The sequence below is a fragment of the Rugamonas sp. FW305-51 genome, assembly GCF_058786935.1.
Genome location: NZ_JBYSZG010000032.1, coordinates 50704 through 70521 on the forward strand (window position 1 = coordinate 50704; position 19818 = coordinate 70521).

The 19818-nt window shown below is 65.0% G+C and carries 16 protein-coding genes; 1 reads left to right on the forward strand and 15 read right to left on the reverse strand.

Annotated features, from left to right (window positions below; translation table 11 throughout):
- Window positions 1-11: 11 nt before the first annotated feature.
- The 15 genes from AC3WOS_RS20015 to AC3WOS_RS20085 all read right to left on the reverse strand — a co-directional run bounded on the left by AC3WOS_RS20015 (window position 12) and on the right by AC3WOS_RS20085 (window position 19239).
- Window positions 12-1223, reverse strand: a complete 1212-nt coding sequence (locus AC3WOS_RS20015) for an NAD(P)/FAD-dependent oxidoreductase (protein ID WP_492717906.1) — start codon at window positions 1221-1223, stop codon at window positions 12-14.
- Entirely contained in the window at window positions 1220-1567 is a 348-nt protein-coding gene (gene nirD / locus AC3WOS_RS20020) for a nitrite reductase small subunit NirD (protein WP_492717908.1), read from the reverse strand. Before nirD ends, AC3WOS_RS20015 begins: the two co-directional genes overlap by 4 nt.
- Window positions 1568-1591: 24 nt before the next feature.
- A complete protein-coding gene (gene nirB / locus AC3WOS_RS20025) occupies window positions 1592-4120 on the reverse strand; it encodes a nitrite reductase large subunit NirB (RefSeq protein WP_492717910.1) in 2529 nt (842 codons plus the stop codon).
- Between the two features lie 154 nt (window positions 4121-4274).
- A complete protein-coding gene (locus AC3WOS_RS20030) occupies window positions 4275-5579 on the reverse strand; it encodes an MFS transporter (RefSeq protein WP_492717912.1) in 1305 nt (434 codons plus the stop codon).
- Window positions 5580-6183: 604 nt separating this feature from the next.
- A complete protein-coding gene (gene cobA / locus AC3WOS_RS20035) occupies window positions 6184-6948 on the reverse strand; it encodes a uroporphyrinogen-III C-methyltransferase (RefSeq protein WP_492717914.1) in 765 nt (254 codons plus the stop codon).
- A gap of 29 nt (window positions 6949-6977) precedes the next feature.
- Window positions 6978-8126, reverse strand: coding sequence for a CmpA/NrtA family ABC transporter substrate-binding protein (locus AC3WOS_RS20040; RefSeq protein WP_492717916.1), 1149 nt, complete (start codon window positions 8124-8126; stop codon window positions 6978-6980).
- Window positions 8127-8391: 265 nt separating this feature from the next.
- Window positions 8392-9015, reverse strand: coding sequence for an ANTAR domain-containing response regulator (locus tag AC3WOS_RS20045; protein WP_492717917.1), 624 nt, complete (start codon window positions 9013-9015; stop codon window positions 8392-8394).
- Between the two features lie 122 nt (window positions 9016-9137).
- A complete protein-coding gene (can, locus tag AC3WOS_RS20050) occupies window positions 9138-9812 on the reverse strand; it encodes a carbonate dehydratase (RefSeq protein WP_492717919.1) in 675 nt (224 codons plus the stop codon).
- A gap of 109 nt (window positions 9813-9921) precedes the next feature.
- Window positions 9922-11052 (reverse strand): molecular chaperone DnaJ, encoded by a 1131-nt coding sequence (gene dnaJ, locus AC3WOS_RS20055; RefSeq protein WP_492717921.1) that lies wholly within the window; start codon window positions 11050-11052, stop codon window positions 9922-9924.
- Window positions 11053-11203: 151 nt separating this feature from the next.
- Window positions 11204-13153 carry a molecular chaperone DnaK gene (gene dnaK / locus AC3WOS_RS20060; RefSeq protein ID WP_492717923.1) on the reverse strand — a complete coding sequence of 650 codons (1950 nt, stop codon included), beginning with the start codon at window positions 13151-13153 and terminating at the stop codon, window positions 11204-11206.
- Between the two features lie 137 nt (window positions 13154-13290).
- A complete protein-coding gene (grpE, locus tag AC3WOS_RS20065) occupies window positions 13291-13827 on the reverse strand; it encodes a nucleotide exchange factor GrpE (protein ID WP_492717925.1) in 537 nt (178 codons plus the stop codon).
- Window positions 13828-14232: 405 nt separating this feature from the next.
- Complete coding sequence (gene hemH, locus AC3WOS_RS20070) at window positions 14233-15339, reverse strand: ferrochelatase (RefSeq protein ID WP_492717927.1); 1107 nt, start codon at window positions 15337-15339, stop codon at window positions 14233-14235.
- 110 nt (window positions 15340-15449) lie between these two features.
- On the reverse strand, window positions 15450-17129 hold the full coding sequence (gene recN / locus AC3WOS_RS20075) for a DNA repair protein RecN (protein WP_492717929.1): 1680 nt from the start codon (window positions 17127-17129) through the stop codon (window positions 15450-15452).
- A gap of 43 nt (window positions 17130-17172) precedes the next feature.
- Window positions 17173-18075, reverse strand: a complete 903-nt coding sequence (locus AC3WOS_RS20080) for an NAD kinase (RefSeq protein ID WP_492717931.1) — start codon at window positions 18073-18075, stop codon at window positions 17173-17175.
- A 201-nt stretch (window positions 18076-18276) separates the two neighbouring features.
- Window positions 18277-19239 (reverse strand): DUF3667 domain-containing protein, encoded by a 963-nt coding sequence (locus AC3WOS_RS20085; RefSeq protein WP_492717933.1) that lies wholly within the window; start codon window positions 19237-19239, stop codon window positions 18277-18279.
- A gap of 184 nt (window positions 19240-19423) precedes the next feature.
- Between AC3WOS_RS20085 and AC3WOS_RS20090 the strand changes: the two genes are divergently transcribed.
- Window positions 19424-19669, forward strand: a complete 246-nt coding sequence (locus tag AC3WOS_RS20090) for a hypothetical protein (protein ID WP_492717935.1) — start codon at window positions 19424-19426, stop codon at window positions 19667-19669.
- Window positions 19670-19818: the final 149 nt, after the last annotated feature.

Below are 19818 nucleotides of genomic sequence, written 5' to 3' on the forward strand. Positions count from 1 at the left end.
GCGTTTCCCGTTCAGGCGGCGGCGCACAGCGCTTCGCCGAACAGCAGATGGTGGCGGATAGGCCCAATGTCGGTGCCCTTCTGGATCAGGCCGAAATACCATGGCCCGTCTTGCACGTCGCCGTACAGCACGGCACCGGCGACGCGGTTGTCTTTCAGTACCAGGCGCTTGTAGACGCCCCGTTTGGCGTCGCGCAGCACCAGGTCTTCGCTGCCTTCGCCGCCGATGAAGTCGCCCACCGAGTACAGGTCCACCCCGGTGACCTTGAGGCGGGTGGGCGAGGTTTGCTGCACGTAGCGGCGGTGGCCGGCACCGGCCAGGTGGGCGCCGCATACGCGCGCCTGCTCCCAGATCGGCGCCACCAGGCCGAAGGTGGCGCTGCGGTGCTGCACGCATTCACCCACAGCATACACCCGCGGGTCGTAGGTCTGCAGCGTGTCGTCCACCACGATGGCCCGTTCGCAGTGCAGGCCGGAAGCCTTGGCCAGTTCGATGTTGGGACGCACGCCGGCCGTCATCACCACCAGGTCGGCCGGGATTTCGCTGCCGTCCTTGAAGCGCACGGCCGTCACCCGGTCCGGGCCGATGATGGCCTCGGTCTGGGCGCTCAGCATGAAGCGCAGGCCCTTGACCTCCAGCGCCTTCTGCAGCAGCTGGGCGGCCGGCTTGTCGAGCTGCTGGTTCATCAGCGCGTCCGTCACGTGCACCACCGTCACGTCCATGCCCTGGCGCAGCAGGCCGTTGGCGGCCTCCAGGCCCAGCAGGCCGCCGCCGATCACCACCGCGTGGCGATGGTTGCGCGACGCTTCGAGCATGGTTTCCACGTCCTGGATGTCGCGGAACGCGATCACGCCCGGCAGTTCGTGGCCCGGCACCGGGATGATGAAGGGCTTGGAGCCGGTCGCCAGCAGCAGCCGGTCGTAGCGCACTTCCAGCCCGGAGCGGGCGCGCACCACGCGCTTGCGGCGGTCGATGTGCACCACCGGGTCGCCCGCGTGCAGCGTGATGCCGTGGTCCACATACCACTGGCGGGTGTGCAGCATGATGTCGTCGATGCTCTTTTCGCCGGCCAGCACGGGCGACAGCAGGATGCGGTTGTAGTTACCGTGCGGCTCGGCGCCGAACACGGTGATGTCGTACAGGTCGGGCGCCAGCTTCTGCAGCTCCTCCACGGTGCGCATGCCCGCCATGCCGTTGCCGATGACAACCAGCGCCGGTTTCATAAGCCGACCCAGACCTTCCCGCCCTCGACACGGGCCGGATAGGTGGCCACCGAGTGCTCGGGCGATTCCAGGCATTCGCCCGTCTGCAGGTCGAAGTGCTGCTTGTAGATGGGCGAGGCGACCACGATGCGCTCGCCCAGGCTGCCCACCAGCCCGCGCGACAGTACGGCGGCCTGCGAGTTGGGGTCGTAGTTCTCGATGGCGAACACGCGCGGGCCGCCGTCGTCCACATGGAACACGGCCACCTGGGTGCCGTTGAGCAGGGCGCAGACGCCGGTGTTGGGCACGATCTCGTCGAGTGCGCAAACGGAAATCCAGTTATCGGTTTGAATATCGCGGTGCATGGTGTACTCCTTTAACTTGACGGGTTAGGCTGCTTTGACTGCGATCGGGATCACGCGCTGGCGCTCTTCCGGGGTGGCGGGGCGGATCTGGCCGCGCTCTTCCATGAACAGCACGTTCTGGTCGCCCTGCTCGCTGTTGACGAAGTGGCGGAAGCGCTTGCGCGTCTCCGGATCTTCCACGGCCGCCTTCCATTCGCAGGCGTAGGTATCGACCACGTGCTGCATGTCCGCTTCCAGTTCGGCGGCGATGGCCAGCTTGTCGTCGATCACCACCTGCTTCAGGTAATCGAGGCCGCCTTCCAGGTTGTCGCGCCACACGCTGGTGCGCTGCAGGCGGTCGCCGGTGCGGGTGTAGAACATCAGGAAGCGGTCGATGTAGCGCACCAGCGTGGCCTTGTCCAGGTCGGAGGCCAGCAGTTCGGCGTGGCGTGGCTTCATGCCGCCGTTGCCGCACACGTACAGGTTCCAGCCCTTCTCGGTGGCGATGATGCCCACGTCCTTGCCCTGTGCCTCGGCGCACTCGCGGGTGCAGCCGGACACGCCGAACTTGATCTTGTGCGGCGTGCGCAGGCCCTTGTAGCGGTTTTCCAGTTCGATCGCCAGGCCGACGGAATCGTCCACGCCGTAACGGCACCAGGTCGAGCCCACGCACGATTTGACGGTGCGCAGCGACTTGCCGTAGGCGTGGCCGGACTCGAAGCCGGCCGCGATCAGCTCTTCCCAGATCAGCGGCAGCTGCTCGACGCGGGCGCCGAACAGGTCAACCCGCTGGCCGCCCGTGATCTTGGTGTACAGGCCGTATTTCTTGGCCACGGTGCCGACGGCGATCAGGCCATCGGCCGTCACTTCACCACCGGCCATGCGGGGCACGACGGAATAAGTGCCGTCCTTCTGGATATTGCCCAGGAAGTAGTCATTGGTGTCCTGCAGGCTGGCGTGCTCCTTCTTGAGCACGAAGTCGTTCCAGCACGAGGCCAGGATGCTGGCCGCCAGCGGCTTGCAGACGTCGCAGCCCAGGCCCTTGCCGTGCTGCTTGAGCAGGTCGGCGAAGGTGGTGATCTTGCCGACGCGGATCAGGTGGAACAGTTCCTGGCGCGAGTACGGGAAGTGTTCGCACACGTGGTTGTTGACGGCCATGCCCAGCTTCTTCATTTCCGACTTCATGATCTGGGTCACGAGCGGCACGCAGCCGCCGCAGGCCGTGCCGGCGCCGGTGCAGTTTTTCAGCTCACCGATGCTGGTGGCGCCACCGCCCACGGCGTCGCACAGCGCGCCTTTCGAGACGGCGTTGCAGGAGCAGATCTGGGCCGTGGCGGGCAGCGCGTCCACGCCCAGGCCGGGCTTGGCCTGGCCGTCCGACTGCGGCAGGATCAGGAATTCAGGCGACTCGGGCAGCTCTATCTTGTTGAGCATCATTTGTAGCAGGGTGCCGTATTCGCTGGCGTCGCCCACCATCACGCCGCCCAGCAGGTACTTGCCGCAGTCGGAGACGACGATCTTCTTGTAGATCTGCTTGCGCTCGTCGGTGAACTGGTAGGAGCGGCTGCCGGCTTCCTTGCCGTGCGGGTCGCCGATGCTGGCCACGTCCACGCCCATCAGTTTGAGCTTGGTGCTCATGTCGGCGCCCGTGAACTCGGCCTCGTGCTCGCCCAGCAGGTGCTTGGCGGCGATGCGGGCCATGTCGTAGCCGGGCGCCACCAGGCCGAACACCTGGCCGTTCCACAGCGCGCATTCGCCGATGGCGTAGATGTCCGGGTCCGACGTCAGGCACTGGTTGTTGATCGAGATGCCGCCGCGCGGGCCGATGGCCAGGCCGCTCTCGCGCGCCAGGTGGTCGCGCGGGCGGATGCCGGCCGAGAACACGATCATGTCCGTGTCCAGGTGGCTGCCGTCGGCGAACTCCATGCGGTGGGTGCCCGCTTCGCCGTCGACGATGGCCGTCGTGTTCTTGCCCGTGTGGACCGTCACGCCCAGGTCTTCGATCTTCTGGCGCAGCACGCGCGCGCCGGCATCGTCCACCTGCACCGCCATCAGGCGCGGCGCGAATTCGACCACGTGGGTTTCCAGGTTCATGTCGCGCAGGGCCTTGGCGCATTCCAGGCCCAGCAGGCCGCCGCCGATCACCACGCCGGTGCGCGAGCGCTTGCCGCAGGCCAGCATGCCTTCCAGGTCTTCGATGGTACGGTAGACGAAGCAATCCTTGCGGTCCTTGCCCGGCAGTTGCGGCACGAACGGGAAGGAGCCGGTGGCCATCACCAGCTTGTCGTATTCCAGCACTTCGCCGCTGCGCACGGTGACCGTCTTGGCCGCGCGGTCGATGGCGACGGCGCGGGTGTTCAGTTTCAGCAGCAGGTTGCCGCGCTCAAAAAAACCGGGCGGCACCAGCGACAGCTGCTCGGCCGTCGTTCCGGAAAAATACGCGGACAGGTGGACGCGGTCGTAGGCCGGACGTGGCTCTTCGGACAGCACGGTCACGTGCAGGTCGCTGCTTTCACCCAGCGTTTCCAGGAATTTTTGGCCGACCATGCCGTGGCCGATGACGATGATTTTCATGATGCGGTTCCTTTTACAGTTGTGCTCTAACTTGTTCCGTCGTTCCCGCGGGAGCGGAAATCCATGTGGTGCAACTCGTTCGGCGCATTATGGATTCCCACCTGCGCGGGAAGTGGTTGCTCCGGGGGAGCAACGACAGCCGTTCGAGCTGCTTTTATGCTGCGATCTTGGCGGACAGCACCGCCGGTTCCACGGCTTCGCGGGAGAAGCGGGCCGCCAGGGCGCACAGCGCCGAGATGCCCACTGCCACGCCCAGCACGCCCAGGGTTTGCTGCGTGTTGCCCAGGCCCTTCATCAGGAAGCCCGCGGCGACGGCACCGACGTTGCCGCCGGCGCCGATGATGCCGGCCACGCCGCCCAGGGCGCGCTTGTCGACGAAGGGCACCAGCGCGTAGGTGGCGCCGCAAGCCATGTGGGTGAACAGGCCGAAGGTCAGCATGGCGATCACGGCGAAGGTGGCGCCGTCGGCGTTGGCGAACCACAGCAGGCCGGCGCCTTCGCCTATCATCATCACGAACAGCAGCGTGACGCGGCTGTTCAGGTCACCGCGCAGGGCGACCTTGTCCGATACCCAGCCGCCCAGGGCGCGGGCAAACAGGGCCAGCAGGCCGAAGCTGCCGGCGGCCAGGCCGGCCGACTTGACGGAGAAGCCGAAGTGGTCGACGTAGTAGATGGCGGCGATGTTGTGGATGAAGATCTCGATGCCGAAGCAGGCGCCGTAGGTAACGAACAGCAGCCATACGCGGTGGTTGATGGCGGCCAGCTTGAAGCTGTCCCAGCCGCCCTTCTTGCCGCCTTCGATAGGGATGCCGGCGGCGCGCATGTCGCTGTAGTTGCCTTCCGGGCAATCCTGGGTGTAGCGGTAGTAGACCACGGCCATGACCAGCATCAGCACGCCGGGCACCATCAGGGCGGCGCGCCAGCCCATGGTTTCGCTCACGCCGGCCATCACCATGGCGCCCATCAGCAGCGGCATGGCAGCTTGTGCGGCACCGCCGCCCGCATTGCCCCAGCCGGCGGCGGCCGCGTTGGCCGTGCCCACCACTTTCGGCGCAAACATGACCGAGGTGTGGTACTGGGTGATGACGAAGCTGGCGCCCACGGCACCGATGCCGAGGCGGAACAGCAGGAAGCTCTCGTAGGTCTGGGCGAAGCCCACGCCGATCACGGGGATGGCGCCCAGCAGCAGCAGGCCGGTGTAGGTCTTGCGGGGACCGAAGTGGTCGCACAGGGGGCCGACAATCAGGCGCACCAGGATGGTAATGGCAACGGCGGCGATGTTGATGTTGGCGATCTGGGTCACGCTGAGGTTGAACTCGCCTTTAATGACAGGCATCAGCGGCGCGCAGGCGAACCAGGCGAAGAAGCAGACGAAGAACGCCATCCAGGTCAGATGGAAAGCCCGCATTGGCGGGGTCGAGATCGAGAAAAGCTTGATGCTGTTAGCTTTGCTGGCCATTTTGTTATCCCTATAAACGCAAACGGCGCCCGCCCCACGCAGGTCTACAGACCAGGTTGGGCGGACGCCGTTGTCCTGCCGGTCCATCGTTAGACCGGCGAAATTTGGTGGGGATCGCCTTTGATCCCTTACCCTACCTATTGCAAGAGCTGTGCCAGATGTATCGGAAGGGCGCCACAGGGGCAAAGTGCGCAAAAGCGGACGCAAAGCGTTGCTCCAGGGCCAGATGGAGCGCCCATGGTGCGATGTTGCGGTGCAGCGTTGCACGCTAACGGTGCGCGGGCGGCGTCCAAAAGCGGGAATGCCCGGCAAACGAATGGGGCAGAAAAAATGGGGACGTACCCCATTTCCCCAGCAAATGGGGTACGTCCCCATTTTTCTACGGGGCGCCGGGCTGCCTGCGATTTTTCTTGCTGCTGGTAACAAGCGACCGAAAATAGCGAAAATGGGGACGTACCCCATTTCTGCCCCATTTCTGGAACCTGTCTCATTGCTGCTGACGCCCCGCCGCCGCCCGGTAAAGGAAATGGGGTACGTCCCCATTTTTCTGGAAATGGGGTACGTCCCTATATTTCTGCGGCTGGGGGCTTGTTTGCTGCCGGGGTCAGGCGACGGCCTGGGATGGCTGCTGCACCAGCGACTGCCAGTCGTCGGCGCAGCGCACGACGTCGCCGATGACGATGATGCTGGGGCTGCCCAGGCCGCTGGCGCGCAGGGCGGCCGGCAGCTCGCCCAGCGTGGTCAGCAACTGGCGCTGGCCGCTGCGGGTGGCCGACTGCACCACGGCCACCGGCGTGGATGGGGCCGCGCCGCCGGCCAGCAGCCCGGCTTGGATCGCTTCGCAACGGGCCACGCCCATGTAGACCACCAGCGTCAGCTTGCTCTGGGCTAGCGCGGCCCAGTTCGGCTCGGAGGCGGCGTCCTTGCCGTGGCCCGTGACGAACACGGCGCCCTGGCTCCAGGCCCGGTGCGTGAGCGGCACACCCAGCGTGCCCGGCGCCGCCAGGCCGCTGCTGATGCCAGGCACGACCTCGACGTCGATGCCCTGCGCCCGCAAGGTGGCCCGCTCTTCGCCGCCACGGCCAAACAGATAAGGATCGCCGCCCTTCAGGCGCACCACGTGGTGGCCGGCGCGCGCTTCGGCCACCATCAGCCGTTCGATGAATTCCTGCGGCGTCGATTCGCAGCCGCCCCGCTTGCCCACCTGGATCACGCGCGCCTGCGGCGCATGCACCAGGATTTCCGGGTTCACCAGGTCGTCGATCAGCACCACGTCGGCGCGGGCGATGGCCTTGACGGCCTTGATGGTCAACAGGTCCGGGTCGCCGGGACCGGCGCCCACGAGGGTGACACTGCCTTGCTGGTTCATGTTGATCTCCTCAAAAGGTTAGCCCGGGCCTAGGCCCGGTGGCGTATCGGGAAGGCGGCGGCGTAGGCGCGCGGGTCGCGGCCATCCCACACGATGCCGTCCATCAGCTTGGAACTGCGCAGCATGCTGTCGGGCACAGGCGTGCCGCTCATCTCGGCGGCCTGGCGGTACAGGCCGATCTGGTGCACATTGCTGGCCACGGCCAAATATTCGGGGTCCTGCGTGACCAGCCCCCAGCGCCGCAGCTGAGTCATGAACCACATGCCGTCCGACAGATAGGGGAAGTTGGCCGCGCCGCCCGCGTAAAACTGCAGGCAATACGGGTCCTGCCAGCTCTCGCCCAGGCCGTTCTCATAATGGCCCAGGGCGCGCGGCGCGATCACGTCGCGGCTGGTGTTGACGTAGCTGTGGCCGGCCAAAATTTCCAGCGCGGCCAGCTTGTTGGCCGGCGCCGCCTCTATCCACTTGCCCGCGTCCAGCACGGCCGCCACCAGGGCGCGGCAGGTATTGGGATGGTGCTTGACGAAGGCGCCTGTGGCGGCCAGCACCTTTTCCGGGTGGTCGGGCCAGATCTGCTGGCTGGTGGCGGCCGTGATGCCCACGCCGTCGGCCACGGCCCGGTGGCCCCACGGCTCGCCGGCGCAAAAGCCGTCCATGTGGCCGGCACTCAGGTTGGCCACCATCTGGGTGGGCGGCACCGTGATCACGCGCGCGTCGCGGATCGGGTCCACGCCGTGCGCGGCCAGCCAGTAGTAAAGCCACATGGCATGGTTGCCGGTGGGGAAAGTCTGGGCGAAGGTGTAAGTACGGGGCGCGCCGCGCATCAGGGCCGCCAGCGAGGGGCCGTCCACGGCGCCCTGCTCGGCCAGCCGGCGCGACAAGGTGATGGCCTGGCCGTTGCGGTTCAAATTCATCAGGATGGCCATGTCCTTCTGCTGCCAGCCCACGCCCAGCTGGGCGCCGTAGACCATGCCGTACAGCAGGTGGGCCGCATCGAGCTCGCCGCTGACGAGCTTGTCGCGCACGCCGGCCCACGACGCTTCCTTGCGCAGCACGATCTTGATGCCGTATTTTTCATCCATGCCCAGCACGGATGCCATGACGACCGTGGCGCAGTCGGTCAGGGGATTGAAGCCTATCCTGACGGTCTGTTTTTCCGGTTTCAGCATGCTGCTCATGGCCGCGCTCCGCTGATCTTTCCGGTAGTCTGCTGGGTGCGTGTCATCGCAAAGTCTCTCCGTCGGCAAAAAATAAAAGGCGTCCTCCGGCATGACAGCCATCATGCGGAAGAGACGCCCTTGTCTCGTGCTGCCCGGCCGCCATTGGCCAGACTCGCTACGTTATGGGAGTGCAAGGACCATGCCATGCATTTGAGGGGAATTGGCCGCCCGGCGACCGGGAAAAACGCACTGTTTTCGTGCTGCGCACCATTTTGGACGTCGCTTAGCCCAGCAAGTCCTCGACGTCGAGGATGCGCTGGGCGATTTCGGCCAGTTTGAGGTTCTTGTTCATGGCCATGTTGCGCAGCTTCTGGTAAGCCTGGTCTTCCGTCAGCCGGTGGCGGGCCATGAGCAAGCCCTTGGCCCGCTCGATCACCTTGCGCTCGGCCAGCTTGTGCTTGGTGTCGGACAGTTCCGTCAGCAGCTTCTGCTCCTGCTTGAAGCGCGCCAGCGCCACGTTGAGCACGGGCTTGATGCGGTCGGCCTTGAGACCGGCGACGATGTAAGCGCTCACTCCGGCCCGCATGGCCTGTTCCATGGACTGTTCGTCCTCGCTTTCCGTAAACAGGACGATGGGGCGGCGCTCGTCGCGGGTGGCCACGACGATGTGTTCGAGCACGTCGCGGGCGTCGGATTCGGCGTCGATGATGATCATGTCCGGCTGCAGCTGGGCAATCTGGTCGGGCAGATACATATCGGCCGGCAGCGAGGCGACGATGTCGTAGCCCGCTTCCTGCAAGCCCTCGCGCAGGGCCTGGGAACGCGCCGCCTGGGCGCGCTGGGCCACGTCGCCCGCGTTGGCGGCCGTGATGACGGTGTTGACGATAACGATACGGAGGTTGCGCATGGCTGGTTCTGGTGGCAGCCGGGGATTCATGGCGTGCAAATGTTAAGCTTCATGACAATAGCATAAGCAAGAACTGCACCACGCACGTCAAATGGCCGGGGCGCGCTGCCCCGGCGGCGGCGTCAGCCCTGCTCGTCGTACTTCTGCAGGCGGGCGGCCAGGCGCGGCGCCAGGTCGTGGCCGGCGCTGACCGTCATTTCCAGGTCGTTCAACAAGCCATCCTTGAGGCCGTAGACCCAGCCGTGCACGGTCAGTTCCTGCCCCCGGTCCCACGCGTCCTGCACGATGGTGGTCTGGCACACGTTGACCACCTGCTCCACCACGTTCAGCTCGCACAGGCGCTCGGAGCGGGCAGTGCTGGGGAGCACGTCACCCAGGTAGCGTTCATGCTTCTGGTGCACATCCTGCACGTGGCGCAGCCAGTTGTCGGCCAGGCCCACACGGGTGCCCGTCATGGCCGCGTGCACGCCCTTGCAGCCGTAATGGCCCACGATGATCACATGCTTGACCTTGAGCACGTCGATGGCGAACTGCAGCACGGACAGACAGTTCAAGTCCGAGTGTACCACCACGTTGGCGATGTTACGGTGCACGAACACGTCGCCCGGCGCCAGGCCCAGCAGCTCGTTCGCCGGCACCCGGCTGTCGGAACAACCGATCCACAGATATTCGGGCGAAGCCTGCTGGGCCAGACGCTTGAAAAACTCGGGATCGCGGTTGACCTCCGATTCGGCCCACTGGCGGTTGTTACGCAGCAGGTCTTGCAGGGGGGAATTACCGATCACTTGCTCGCTCATTTCGTCCTCTCAACATAATAAAACCGCCGGTCTGCCCCGAAGGGCATGGCGGCGGTCTGTCAGCGGACGCCGAAGCGTCCTGGATGGGTGGGGCGAATTCTACCTGAAATCACTCAAAGAAGTCTTTGACCTTGTCTTTCCACGTCTTGCTCTGGGGGCTGTGCTTGGCGCCGCCCTCGGTGGTGAGCTTTTCGAAGTCGCGCAGCATGTCCTTTTGCTTCTCCGTCAGCTTGACCGGGGTTTCCACGGCCACGTGGCAGAACAGGTCGCCCGCATAGCCGGAACGCACGCCCTTGATGCCCTTGCCTTTCAGGCGGAAGGTCTTGCCCGACTGGGTGCCTTCAGGAATCGTGAACGATACCTTGCCCGACAGGGTAGGCACTTCGATGTCGCCGCCCAGGGCCGCCTTGGCGAACGAAATCGGCATTTCGCAATGCAGGTCGTCGCCTTCGCGCTGGAACACGGCGTGCGGCTTGATGTGGATTTCCACGTACAGGTCGCCCGACGGGCCGCCATTGGTGCCCGGTTCGCCGTTGCCGGACGAGCGGATGCGCATGCCGTTGTCGATGCCGACCGGAATCTTCACTTCCAGCGTCTTGTTGCGCTTGATGCGGCCCGCGCCGCCGCAAGGCGCGCAAGGGTCGGTGATGATCTTGCCCGTGCCGTGGCACTTGGGGCAGGTCTGCTGGATGCTGAAGAAACCTTGCTGCATGCGCACCTGGCCGTGGCCGCCGCAGGTCGAGCACGTCGTGGGCGACGTGCCGGGCTTGGCGCCGGAACCGTGGCAGGTGTCGCACTTGTCCCAGGACGGCACGCGGATGGTCGTGTCGAAGCCGTGGGCGGCCTGCTCCAGGGTGATTTCCAGGTTGTAGCGCAAGTCGGCGCCGCGGTACACCTGCGGGCCCGCATTGCGGCCGCGGCCGCCGCCACCGAAGATGTCGCCGAAGATGTCGCCGAAGGCGTCGCCGAAGCCGCCCGCGCCGCCGCCGAAACCGCCGCCGCCACCCATGTTGGGATCGACGCCGGCGTGACCGTAGCGGTCATACGCCTCGCGCTTCTCCGGGTTGGTCAGCATCTCGTAGGCTTCCTTGACTTCCTTGAACTTCTCTTCCGACTCTTTGCTGTCCGGATTGCGGTCCGGATGGTATTTCATCGCCAGTTTGCGATAAGACTTCTTGATCTCGTCTTCCGTGGCATTTTTTGCGACACCGAGTGTCTCGTAGAAATCACGCTTTGCCATGTTGTCGGCACCTTGCTGTATTTACTGATGTACTGATTATGCGAAAAAGCCGAGCGAGCACCTGTAAGGGCCGCCCGGCTCGGCAGGTGGATGCGGCGCCCTCAGGCGCCGCTGGGGGAATGACTCCCCCGCCCACTGCGGCATGCCTGGATTACTTGCTGTCCTTGACTTCCTTGAAGTCGGCATCGACCACGTCGTCCTGCGGCTTGGCCTGCTCCTGCGCGCCAGCGTGCTGCTGCTGGCCGCCTTCGCCGCCACCGGCCGCAGCCTGCTGTGCCTGCATGTCGGCGTACATCTTCTCGCCCAGCTTCTGGGACGCGGTCGACAGCGCCGCCACCTTGGCGTCGATCTCGGCCTTGTCGCCGGTCTTGATCGAGCCTTCCAGTTCCGTGATGGCCGCTTCGATCTTTTCCTTCTCGCCCGCTTCCAGCTTGTCGCCGTATTCGGTCAGCGACTTGCGGGTCGAGTGCACGAGCGCGTCGGCCTGGTTGCGCGATTCGGCCAGTTCCTTGATCTTCTTGTCCTCTTCCGCATTGACTTCGGCGTCCTTCACCATCTTCTGGATTTCCGCTTCCGTCAGGCCGGAGTTGGCCTTGATGGTGATCTTGTTTTCCTTGCCGGTGGCCTTGTCCTTGGCGCCCACGTGCAGGATGCCGTTGGCGTCGATGTCGAAGGTCACTTCAATCTGCGGCGTGCCGCGTGCTGCCGGCGGGATGCCTTCCAGGTTGAATTCGCCCAGGCCCTTGTTGCCGGCCGCGATTTCGCGCTCACCCTGGTAGACCTTGATGGTCACGGCAGGCTGGTTGTCGTCGGCGGTCGAGAACACTTGCGAGAATTTGGTCGGAATCGTCGTGTTCTTGTGGATCATCTTGGTCATCACGCCGCCCAGGGTTTCGATACCGAGCGACAGCGGGGTCACGTCCAGCAGCAGCAAGTCCTTGCGCTCGCCCGACAGCACCGAGCCCTGGATCGCGGCGCCGACGGCCACCGCTTCATCCGGGTTCACGTCCTTGCGCGGGTCCTTGCCGAAGAACTCCTTGACCTTTTCCTGTACCTTGGGCATACGGGTCATGCCGCCCACCAGGATGATGTCGTCGATGTCCGAAACTTTAACGCCGGCATCCTTGATGGCGATGCGGCAAGGCTCGATGGTGGCCGTGATCAGCTCTTCCACCAGCGATTCCAGCTTGGCGCGGGTCATCTTCAGGTTCAGGTGGACGGGCGCGCCGTTCGCCATGGCGATGTAGGGCTCGTTGATTTCCGTCTGCTGCGACGACGACAGTTCGATCTTGGCGCGCTCGGCCGAAGCCTTGATGCGCTGCAGGGCGATCGGATCCTTCTTCAGGTCCAGGCCGTTGATCTTCTTGAATTCGTCGATGATGTAGTCGATCACGCGCTGGTCGAAGTCTTCGCCGCCCAGGAAGGTGTCGCCGTTGGTCGACAGCACTTCGAACTGCTTCTCGCCGTCCACGTCCGCGATCTCGATGATGGACACGTCGAACGTGCCGCCGCCGAGGTCATACACGGCGATCTTGCGGTCGCCCTTTTCGGTCTTGTCCAGGCCGAAAGCCAGCGCGGCCGCGGTCGGCTCGTTGATGATGCGCTTGACGTCCAGGCCGGCGATACGGCCAGCGTCCTTGGTGGCCTGGCGTTGCGAGTCGTTGAAGTAGGCAGGCACGGTGATGACGGCCTCGGTGACTTCTTCACCCAGGTAGTCTTCGGCCGTCTTCTTCATCTTGCGCAGCACTTCGGCGGAAATCTGCGGTGGCGCCAGTTTCTTGTCGCGCACGCCGATCCAGGCGTCGCCGTTGTCGGCCTTCATGATCGAGTAAGGCATCAGGCCGATGTCCTTCTGCACTTCCTTTTCCTCGAACTTGCGGCCGATCAGACGCTTGACGGCGAACAGCGTGTTCTTCGGATTGGTGACGGCCTGGCGTTTTGCCGGCGCGCCAACGAGGATTTCACCATCTTCCTGGTAAGCAATGATCGAGGGCGTCGTGCGCGCGCCTTCGGCGTTTTCGATTACCTTTGGCTGACCATTTTCCATGATGGAAACGCAGGAATTTGTGGTTCCCAGATCGATACCGATAATTCTACCCATGATTTTTCTTCCTTATTTGCTAAAGTTCAGATGGTTCTAATGTGTGGAAATGCTGTACGTTTTCAAGTGCTTATCGCAAAATTTTCCACGTTTGCCGTGGCGGCTTAGTTGGCCCTTACTTGGCCCTTACTTGGCCCTTACTTGGCCTGGGCTGCCGTCACGATGGCCGGACGCAGCAGGCGGTCGGCGATCATATAACCCTTCTGCAGGACGGACACCACCGTGTTCGCTTCCTGCTCGGCCGGCACCACGGCCACGGCCTGGTGCTTGTTCGGATCGAGCTTGTCGCCCTGGGCCGGCATGATTTCCAGCAGGCGGTTCTTCTCGAACGCGGAAGACAGTTGTTTCAGGGTCATTTCGACGCCCTCTTTCAGGGACTCGATGGAAGGCGACTCGACCTTGAGGGCCATTTCCAGGCTGTCTTTCACGGGCACCATGGCCTCGGCAAAGCTCTCCACGGCGAATTTATGCGCCTTGGCAACATCTTCCTGGGCGCGGCGGCGGATGTTCTCGCCTTCGGCCTTGGCGCGCATGAAGGCGTCGTGCATCTCGGCCAGACGCGCCTCGGTGGCCGCCAGTTGCTCTTCCAGAGTGGGCTCAGCGGGAGTCGAAGTTTGGGCCGACGCCTGATCCGCGTCGGGATTAGGTACAGCTTGGTTTTCCTGATCTTGCATCTAAAAGACTCCTACATTCATATTGTTTGACTAAGCTGTTACTACTGCACTGTGCTGGCAGATGGGGCTATCCCCTATATATTCAAGGGGTATTCCCGTCATCCGCCCGGTGCCGCCTGTGTGTCATGTAACAACGGTTACAAAACTTCCGATACGCACTGATTCTCTTTTGCCAAGAACCGGCTAGTATGTAAACAGACGGCTCAACAGGCCGTTTTCCCGGGAGCGCCTCATCATGAAGTTGCCACTGATCGCAGCATCCATCCTCGCCTACATCATCCTGGCGACCGCCTGGCTGTGCTACACGGCCGATCCCCTGGGCCGGCTATTTTAACAGGCTGGCACTCGTCGCGGCCAAGTGCTGATTATGCCCCGGCCGTCCGCAATACACCACCCCATCTCCATTTAAGCGGCCGCGCCCCGTTGCAGGGCCGCCTCGCGCCCCAGTTCCGCCTCTTTTTTCAGCAGCGCCCGCTGGGCCGGCGTGCTCAGGGTAGGCCAGCCCGCCATATGCTGCCCGGCAATATCGGCCAGGGCGGCGATCCAGGCCGGGGCCGCGTTCAGGCAGGGGATGTAGTGGAATTCCTTGCCGCCGGCCGCGACGAAATCATGCTTGACCTCCATGGCGATCTCTTCCAGCGTCTCCAGGCAGTCGCTGGTGAAACCGGGGCACAGCACGTCGATGCGGCGCACGCCGTCGCGGGCCAGTTGCTGGACGGTGGGCGCCGTGTACGGCTGCAGCCACTCCGCCTTGCCGAAACGGGACTGGAAGGTGACCACGTACTGTTCCGGCGTCAATTTCAGGCGGGCGGCCAGCAGGCGGGCCGTCTTCAGGCATTCGCAGTGGTAGGGGTCGCCCAGCAGCAGGGTGCGCTTGGGCACGCCGTGGAAGCTGAGCACCAGCTTGTCCGGCCGGCCGTTGGCCTGCCAGTGGGCCAGCACCGACTGTTCGAGCGCGCCGATATAGCCTTCGTGGTCGTGGTAATGCTTGATGAAGCGCAACTCCGGCACGTTGCGCACGCGGGCGTAATGGGCGAACACGGCGTCGTAGATGGAACCGGTGGTGGTGCCGGAATACTGGGGATAGGCGGGCAGCACGGCGATGCGCTCGCAGCCTTCGGCTTGCAACTGGCCCAGCACCTCGGGCAGCGACGGCGCGCCGTAGCGCATGGCCATGGCCACCTTGACGTCATGGCCCCGCTCGCCCAGCAGCCCCTGCAGATACAAGGCTTGCTGTTGCGTGTGCACCTTCAGGGGCGAGCCGTCGCGGGTCCAGATCGACGCATATTTCGCGGCCGACTTGCCCGAGCGGAAAGGCAGGATGATCAGGTGCAGGATGCACCACCAGATGGCGCGGGGAATTTCCACCACGCGGGGATCGGACAGGAACTCCTTCAGATAGCGCCGCACGGCGGGCCGGGTCGCTTCATCGGGCGTACCCAGGTTGACCAGGACGACGGCGCTGCGTGGCAACTTGCCATGCGTGTGGGGAGGTTCTTGAAGGAAGGTCATGGCGAGCAGGCGGGTGGGCGGAGCTTGCCATTATAGTTAGTTTGTCGAAGGCGGGGGAAGCATGCCTACATCAGGGGCAGGCTTTACCGCCCCCGCCTTACGCTGTTCGGTTACGAGGCCAGCAGCTCGCGCGCGTGTTTGCGCGTGGTGGCCGTGATTTCCAGGCCGCCCAGCATGCGCGCCACTTCTTCGACCCGGGCCTTGGCGTCGAGCACGTCGATGCGGGAGGCCGTCTTGCCGTTGTCGAGCGTGCTTTTCGCCACCTGGAAATGCTGGCCGGCCTGGCTGGCCACCTGCGGCAGATGGGTCACGCACAGCACTTGCCGTTCCTGCCCCAGCCGGCGCAGCAAACGCCCCACCACCTCGGCCACGCCGCCGCCGATGCCGCTGTCGACCTCGTCGAAGATCAGGGTCGGCGTGGTGGTGGCGTTGGACGTGATGACGGAAATGGCCAGCGCGATGCGGGCCAGTTCGCCGCCCGACGCTACCTTGGCCAGCGGCCGCGGCGCCACGCCCGCGTGGCCGGCCACCAGGAATTCCACCTGCTCCACGCCATGGCTGGCCGGCTCACACGCGTTCAGCGCCACTTCGAAACGCCCGCCCGTCATGTTCAGGTCCTGCATGGCGCGCGTGACGGCCTCGCCCAGCTGGCGCGCCGCCTGCGCCCGCGTGGCCGACAAGCGCTGGGCCACGGCCAGGTAGGCCGCCTTGAGTTTTTCTTCCTGCTGGCGCAGGCCATCGAGGTCGGTGGCGTCGGCCAGCTGGCGCAGCTTGGCCGCCAGCGCCGCGTGTTCTTCCGGCAGCTGTTCTTCCGTCACGCGGAACTTGCGGGCCATGGAGTGGAGCGCTTCCAGCCGCGCGTCGACCTGGCGCAGCCGTTCCGGGTCCAGCTCGACCCGGTCCAGATAGGTGTTGAGGGCATAGACCGCTTCCTGCAGCTGGATGCGGGCCGGTTCGATCAGGTCGACGATGGCTTGCAGTTCCGTGTCGATGCCGGCCAGCTTGCCCAGCTTCTGGTTCAGCGCCGACAGCTGCGACAGGATGGGGTGGTCGTCCGCCTCGGAAATGACGGCCAGCGCTTCCTGCGCCCCTTCCATCAGGCTGGCCGCATGCGACAGGCGGCTGTGCTCGTTGCTGATCTCGCTCCATTCGCCGGGCCGCGCGGCCAGCTTGTCGAGCTCGCCCACCTGCCACTCCAGCCGTTCGCGTTCGTACAGCACGTTGGCCGCGTTGGTTTCGTATTCCTCGCGCTGGCGGGCCAGCGCCCGCCATGCCTTGTAGGCGGCGGCCACGGCCTTGCCGTCGTCGGCCGCCATGGCCCGTACGCCGTCGCCGGCCGCCAGCGCCTGGTTGTCGAGCAGCAGGCGCTGGGCGTCGGCCTTGAGCAGCGACTGGTGGGCGTGCTGGCCATGGATGTCGACCAGCAGGTCGCCCAGTTCGCGCAGCTGGGCCGCCGTGGCCGCGATGCCGTTGATGTAGGCCTTGGAGCGGCCGGCGTTGTCGATCACGCGCCGCAGCAGGGCGCCGCCCTCGTCGACGGCGTACTCGTTGGCCTGCAGCCAGGCGGCGGCCTGCGCCGTGACGGCGAAGTCGGCCGTGACGTCGGCCTTGGCCGCCCCTTCCCGCACCACGCTGGCGTCGCCGCGCCCGCCCAGCGCCAGCGTCAGCGCGTCGATCAGGATGGACTTGCCGGCGCCGGTCTCGCCCGTAAAGACGGAAAAGCCGGCGGAAAATTCCAGTTCTATCGTATCGACAATGACGAAATCGCGGATGGTCAGGGTACGCAGCATGGTGGCTAGTGGTGGGGTCGCTGGTTGAGGGATGGGGCCGGCGTTAGCTGAGCTTGCCTTCGCCGGACGGGTATTCGTTCCAGTGCAGCTTTTCGCGCAGGGTGTGGTAGTAGCTCCAGCCTTCCGGGTGCAGGAAGGTGATGGTGTGGGGCGAACGCTTGATCAGGATGCGGTCGTGCGCGGTCAGGCTGGCAAAGGTCTGCATGTCGAAATTGATGCTGATATCGCGCCCGCGGATGATCTCGATCTCGATCAGGCTCGATTCGGGCAACACGATGGGCCGGTTCGACAGCGCATGGGGCGCGATCGGCACCAGCCCGATGCCGCCCAGGCTGGGGTGCAGCAGCGGTCCGCCAGCCGACAGCGCGTAGGCCGTCGAGCCTGTGGGCGTGGCGATGATCAGGCCGTCCGAGCGCTGGTTGTACATGAAATGGCCATCCACGTCGACCCGCAGCTCGGCCATGCCGGCGCCGGCGCCGCGCGCCACCACCACGTCGTTGACGGCCATGCCCAAGTGGATCACTTCGCCATCGCGCAACACCTGCCCTTCCAGCAGCGTGCGGCGCTCGGCCTGGAAACGGCCGGCCAGCATCTTGGCCAGCACGTCGAGCATGCCTTCGAGCGGGATATCCGTCATGAAGCCCAGCCGGCCCTGGTTGATGCCGATCAGGGGCACGTCGTACGGCGCCAGCTGGCGCGCGATGCCCAGCATGGTGCCGTCGCCGCCCATGACGATGGCCAGGTCGGCATGGGCACCGATGTCGACGGCGCTCATGGCCCTGGCGCCCGCCAAACCCAGGTGGGACGCTGTCTGCTCCTCGAACACGACCGTATGGCCGCAGCCCTCCAGGAAGGCGACGATGCTGCCCACCGATTCCTCGATGCCGTCCGTGTTCTGGCGGACGACGAGCGCAATGGTGTGGAATGGGGCATGCATGGCGGGCATAGGAATCTCGGCAAAGTGAGGGGTAGCGACACGCAGCAGAGTAACCGATTACGCAAGCTTCTGCCATAGACCGCGCGGCTGCTACGCGCTGACCGGATACCCGACCGCACGCCTGCACGACTCAACCATCAAATACTGTATATGCGAACAGTATAGTGCGGCTGCCGCCGGCTGGCAAGCGGCCATGGCCTGCGCTAGCCGTCAATGCCCGGCCGTGAGCGCGCCGGCGCCTATGGTCAGCATGAAGCCTATGCTCATCGTCACCGAATACACGGCCATCAGGGCCAGCCAGCGCCAGGCCGTGCCGAACTTGCTGCCCTGGTAGACGCGGCGCATGGCCCACGGCAGATAGCCCAGCAGCCAGACCCACAGCGCGAACTTCACGATGCCGGGCTGCGGCAGCATCATGCCCATGAAGAGGACGAAGGCGAAGGCGTTGGCGTGCAGCGCGAACAGCAGGTGCTCGCCATAGCGCCGGCCCGAACCCAGGTAGAGCAGTTTCAGGTACAGCGCGAACATGGGCAGCAGCAGGAACATGGCGTAGGGCGCGTAATGATAAAAGCCGGCCGAGAACGCTTCCACCCGCTGCGCATCCGACAGGCCGGACAAGTACGCTTCCTGATGCTTGAGCTTGGCGGCGCCGGCCGGCCAGATGTTCTTCAGGCCCGACACCAGCAAGTCGCCGTCGGCGTCGCCATCGTCGTCAAAGAACACGATTTCCTTGCGCTCCCCCTTGCCCGCCGTGGCGCCGGCCGCCTTGTGCTGTGCGGCAGGCTTGGCGGCGGCCGGCGCCGCGGCCGGCTTGGCCGCGGCCTCCGAGCTGGCCAGGTCGATGGGATTGGTCAGCTTGATCAGGGCAAAAAACAGCACGCTCAAGGTCAGGTACAGCCGCAGCGGCTGGACGAAACGCACGCGGCGGCCCCGCACATACTCGTTGGTGAGCGCACCGGGCCGGAACAGCAACCGGCCCAGCGTGCCCCACAGCTTGCCTTCCAGCGCCACGTAATGGCCGATGAATTCGTGCAGGAATTCGCGCGCGCTGGGCGGATGGAGCACCGTCTCCTGCCCGCACTGATGGCAATAGTTGCCGCTGACGGCGGCCTGGCAGTTGGCGCAATGGGACGGCGCCGCATGGGCGTCGACGGCGTGCAGTTCAGGGTTCAAGGAGCATCCTTCAAAAACGGGGACCGCCATGGTCCGGAATTCAATGATGGCGAAATGGTAACCGAGTTCCGTCCCAAAAAGACAGCACCCATCGCGTGCCAACAACACCGCACGCTATTGCGCGACGGCCCCCTGCAGGCGCGCTATGATGAAAACATCAGGCGGTATTCGGAAAGGCGACATCATGGCGACAGCAAACAAGCCCAGCACTGGCCAGTGCGGCGGCGGCGGATGCCTGCCGCACGAGCGCGACGAAACGACGGAACAGCCGGCGTCCCGGCCGCGCAGCATCATGGAACAGGCGGCCAGCGACCTCGAACACGGACTGGTCGATACCGACTTGCACGGCGTGCGCGGCGTGGAGCAAGTCAAGCCCACTGCGCCCCAGCCGGGCGGCGCCGCCCCCATGCCGGGCGTGCGACGCGACTGACGGCTAGCCATGGCGGCCGCGCCCCTGCCCCAGTTGCCGCGACTGGCGCGCGCGCCCGCGCTGGCCTGCGCCTTGGCGCTGGCGGGCGCAGTGGTGCCCGTGCCCGTAACCGCCCAACCGCAATATCCGCCCGGCTACGGCCCCCACCC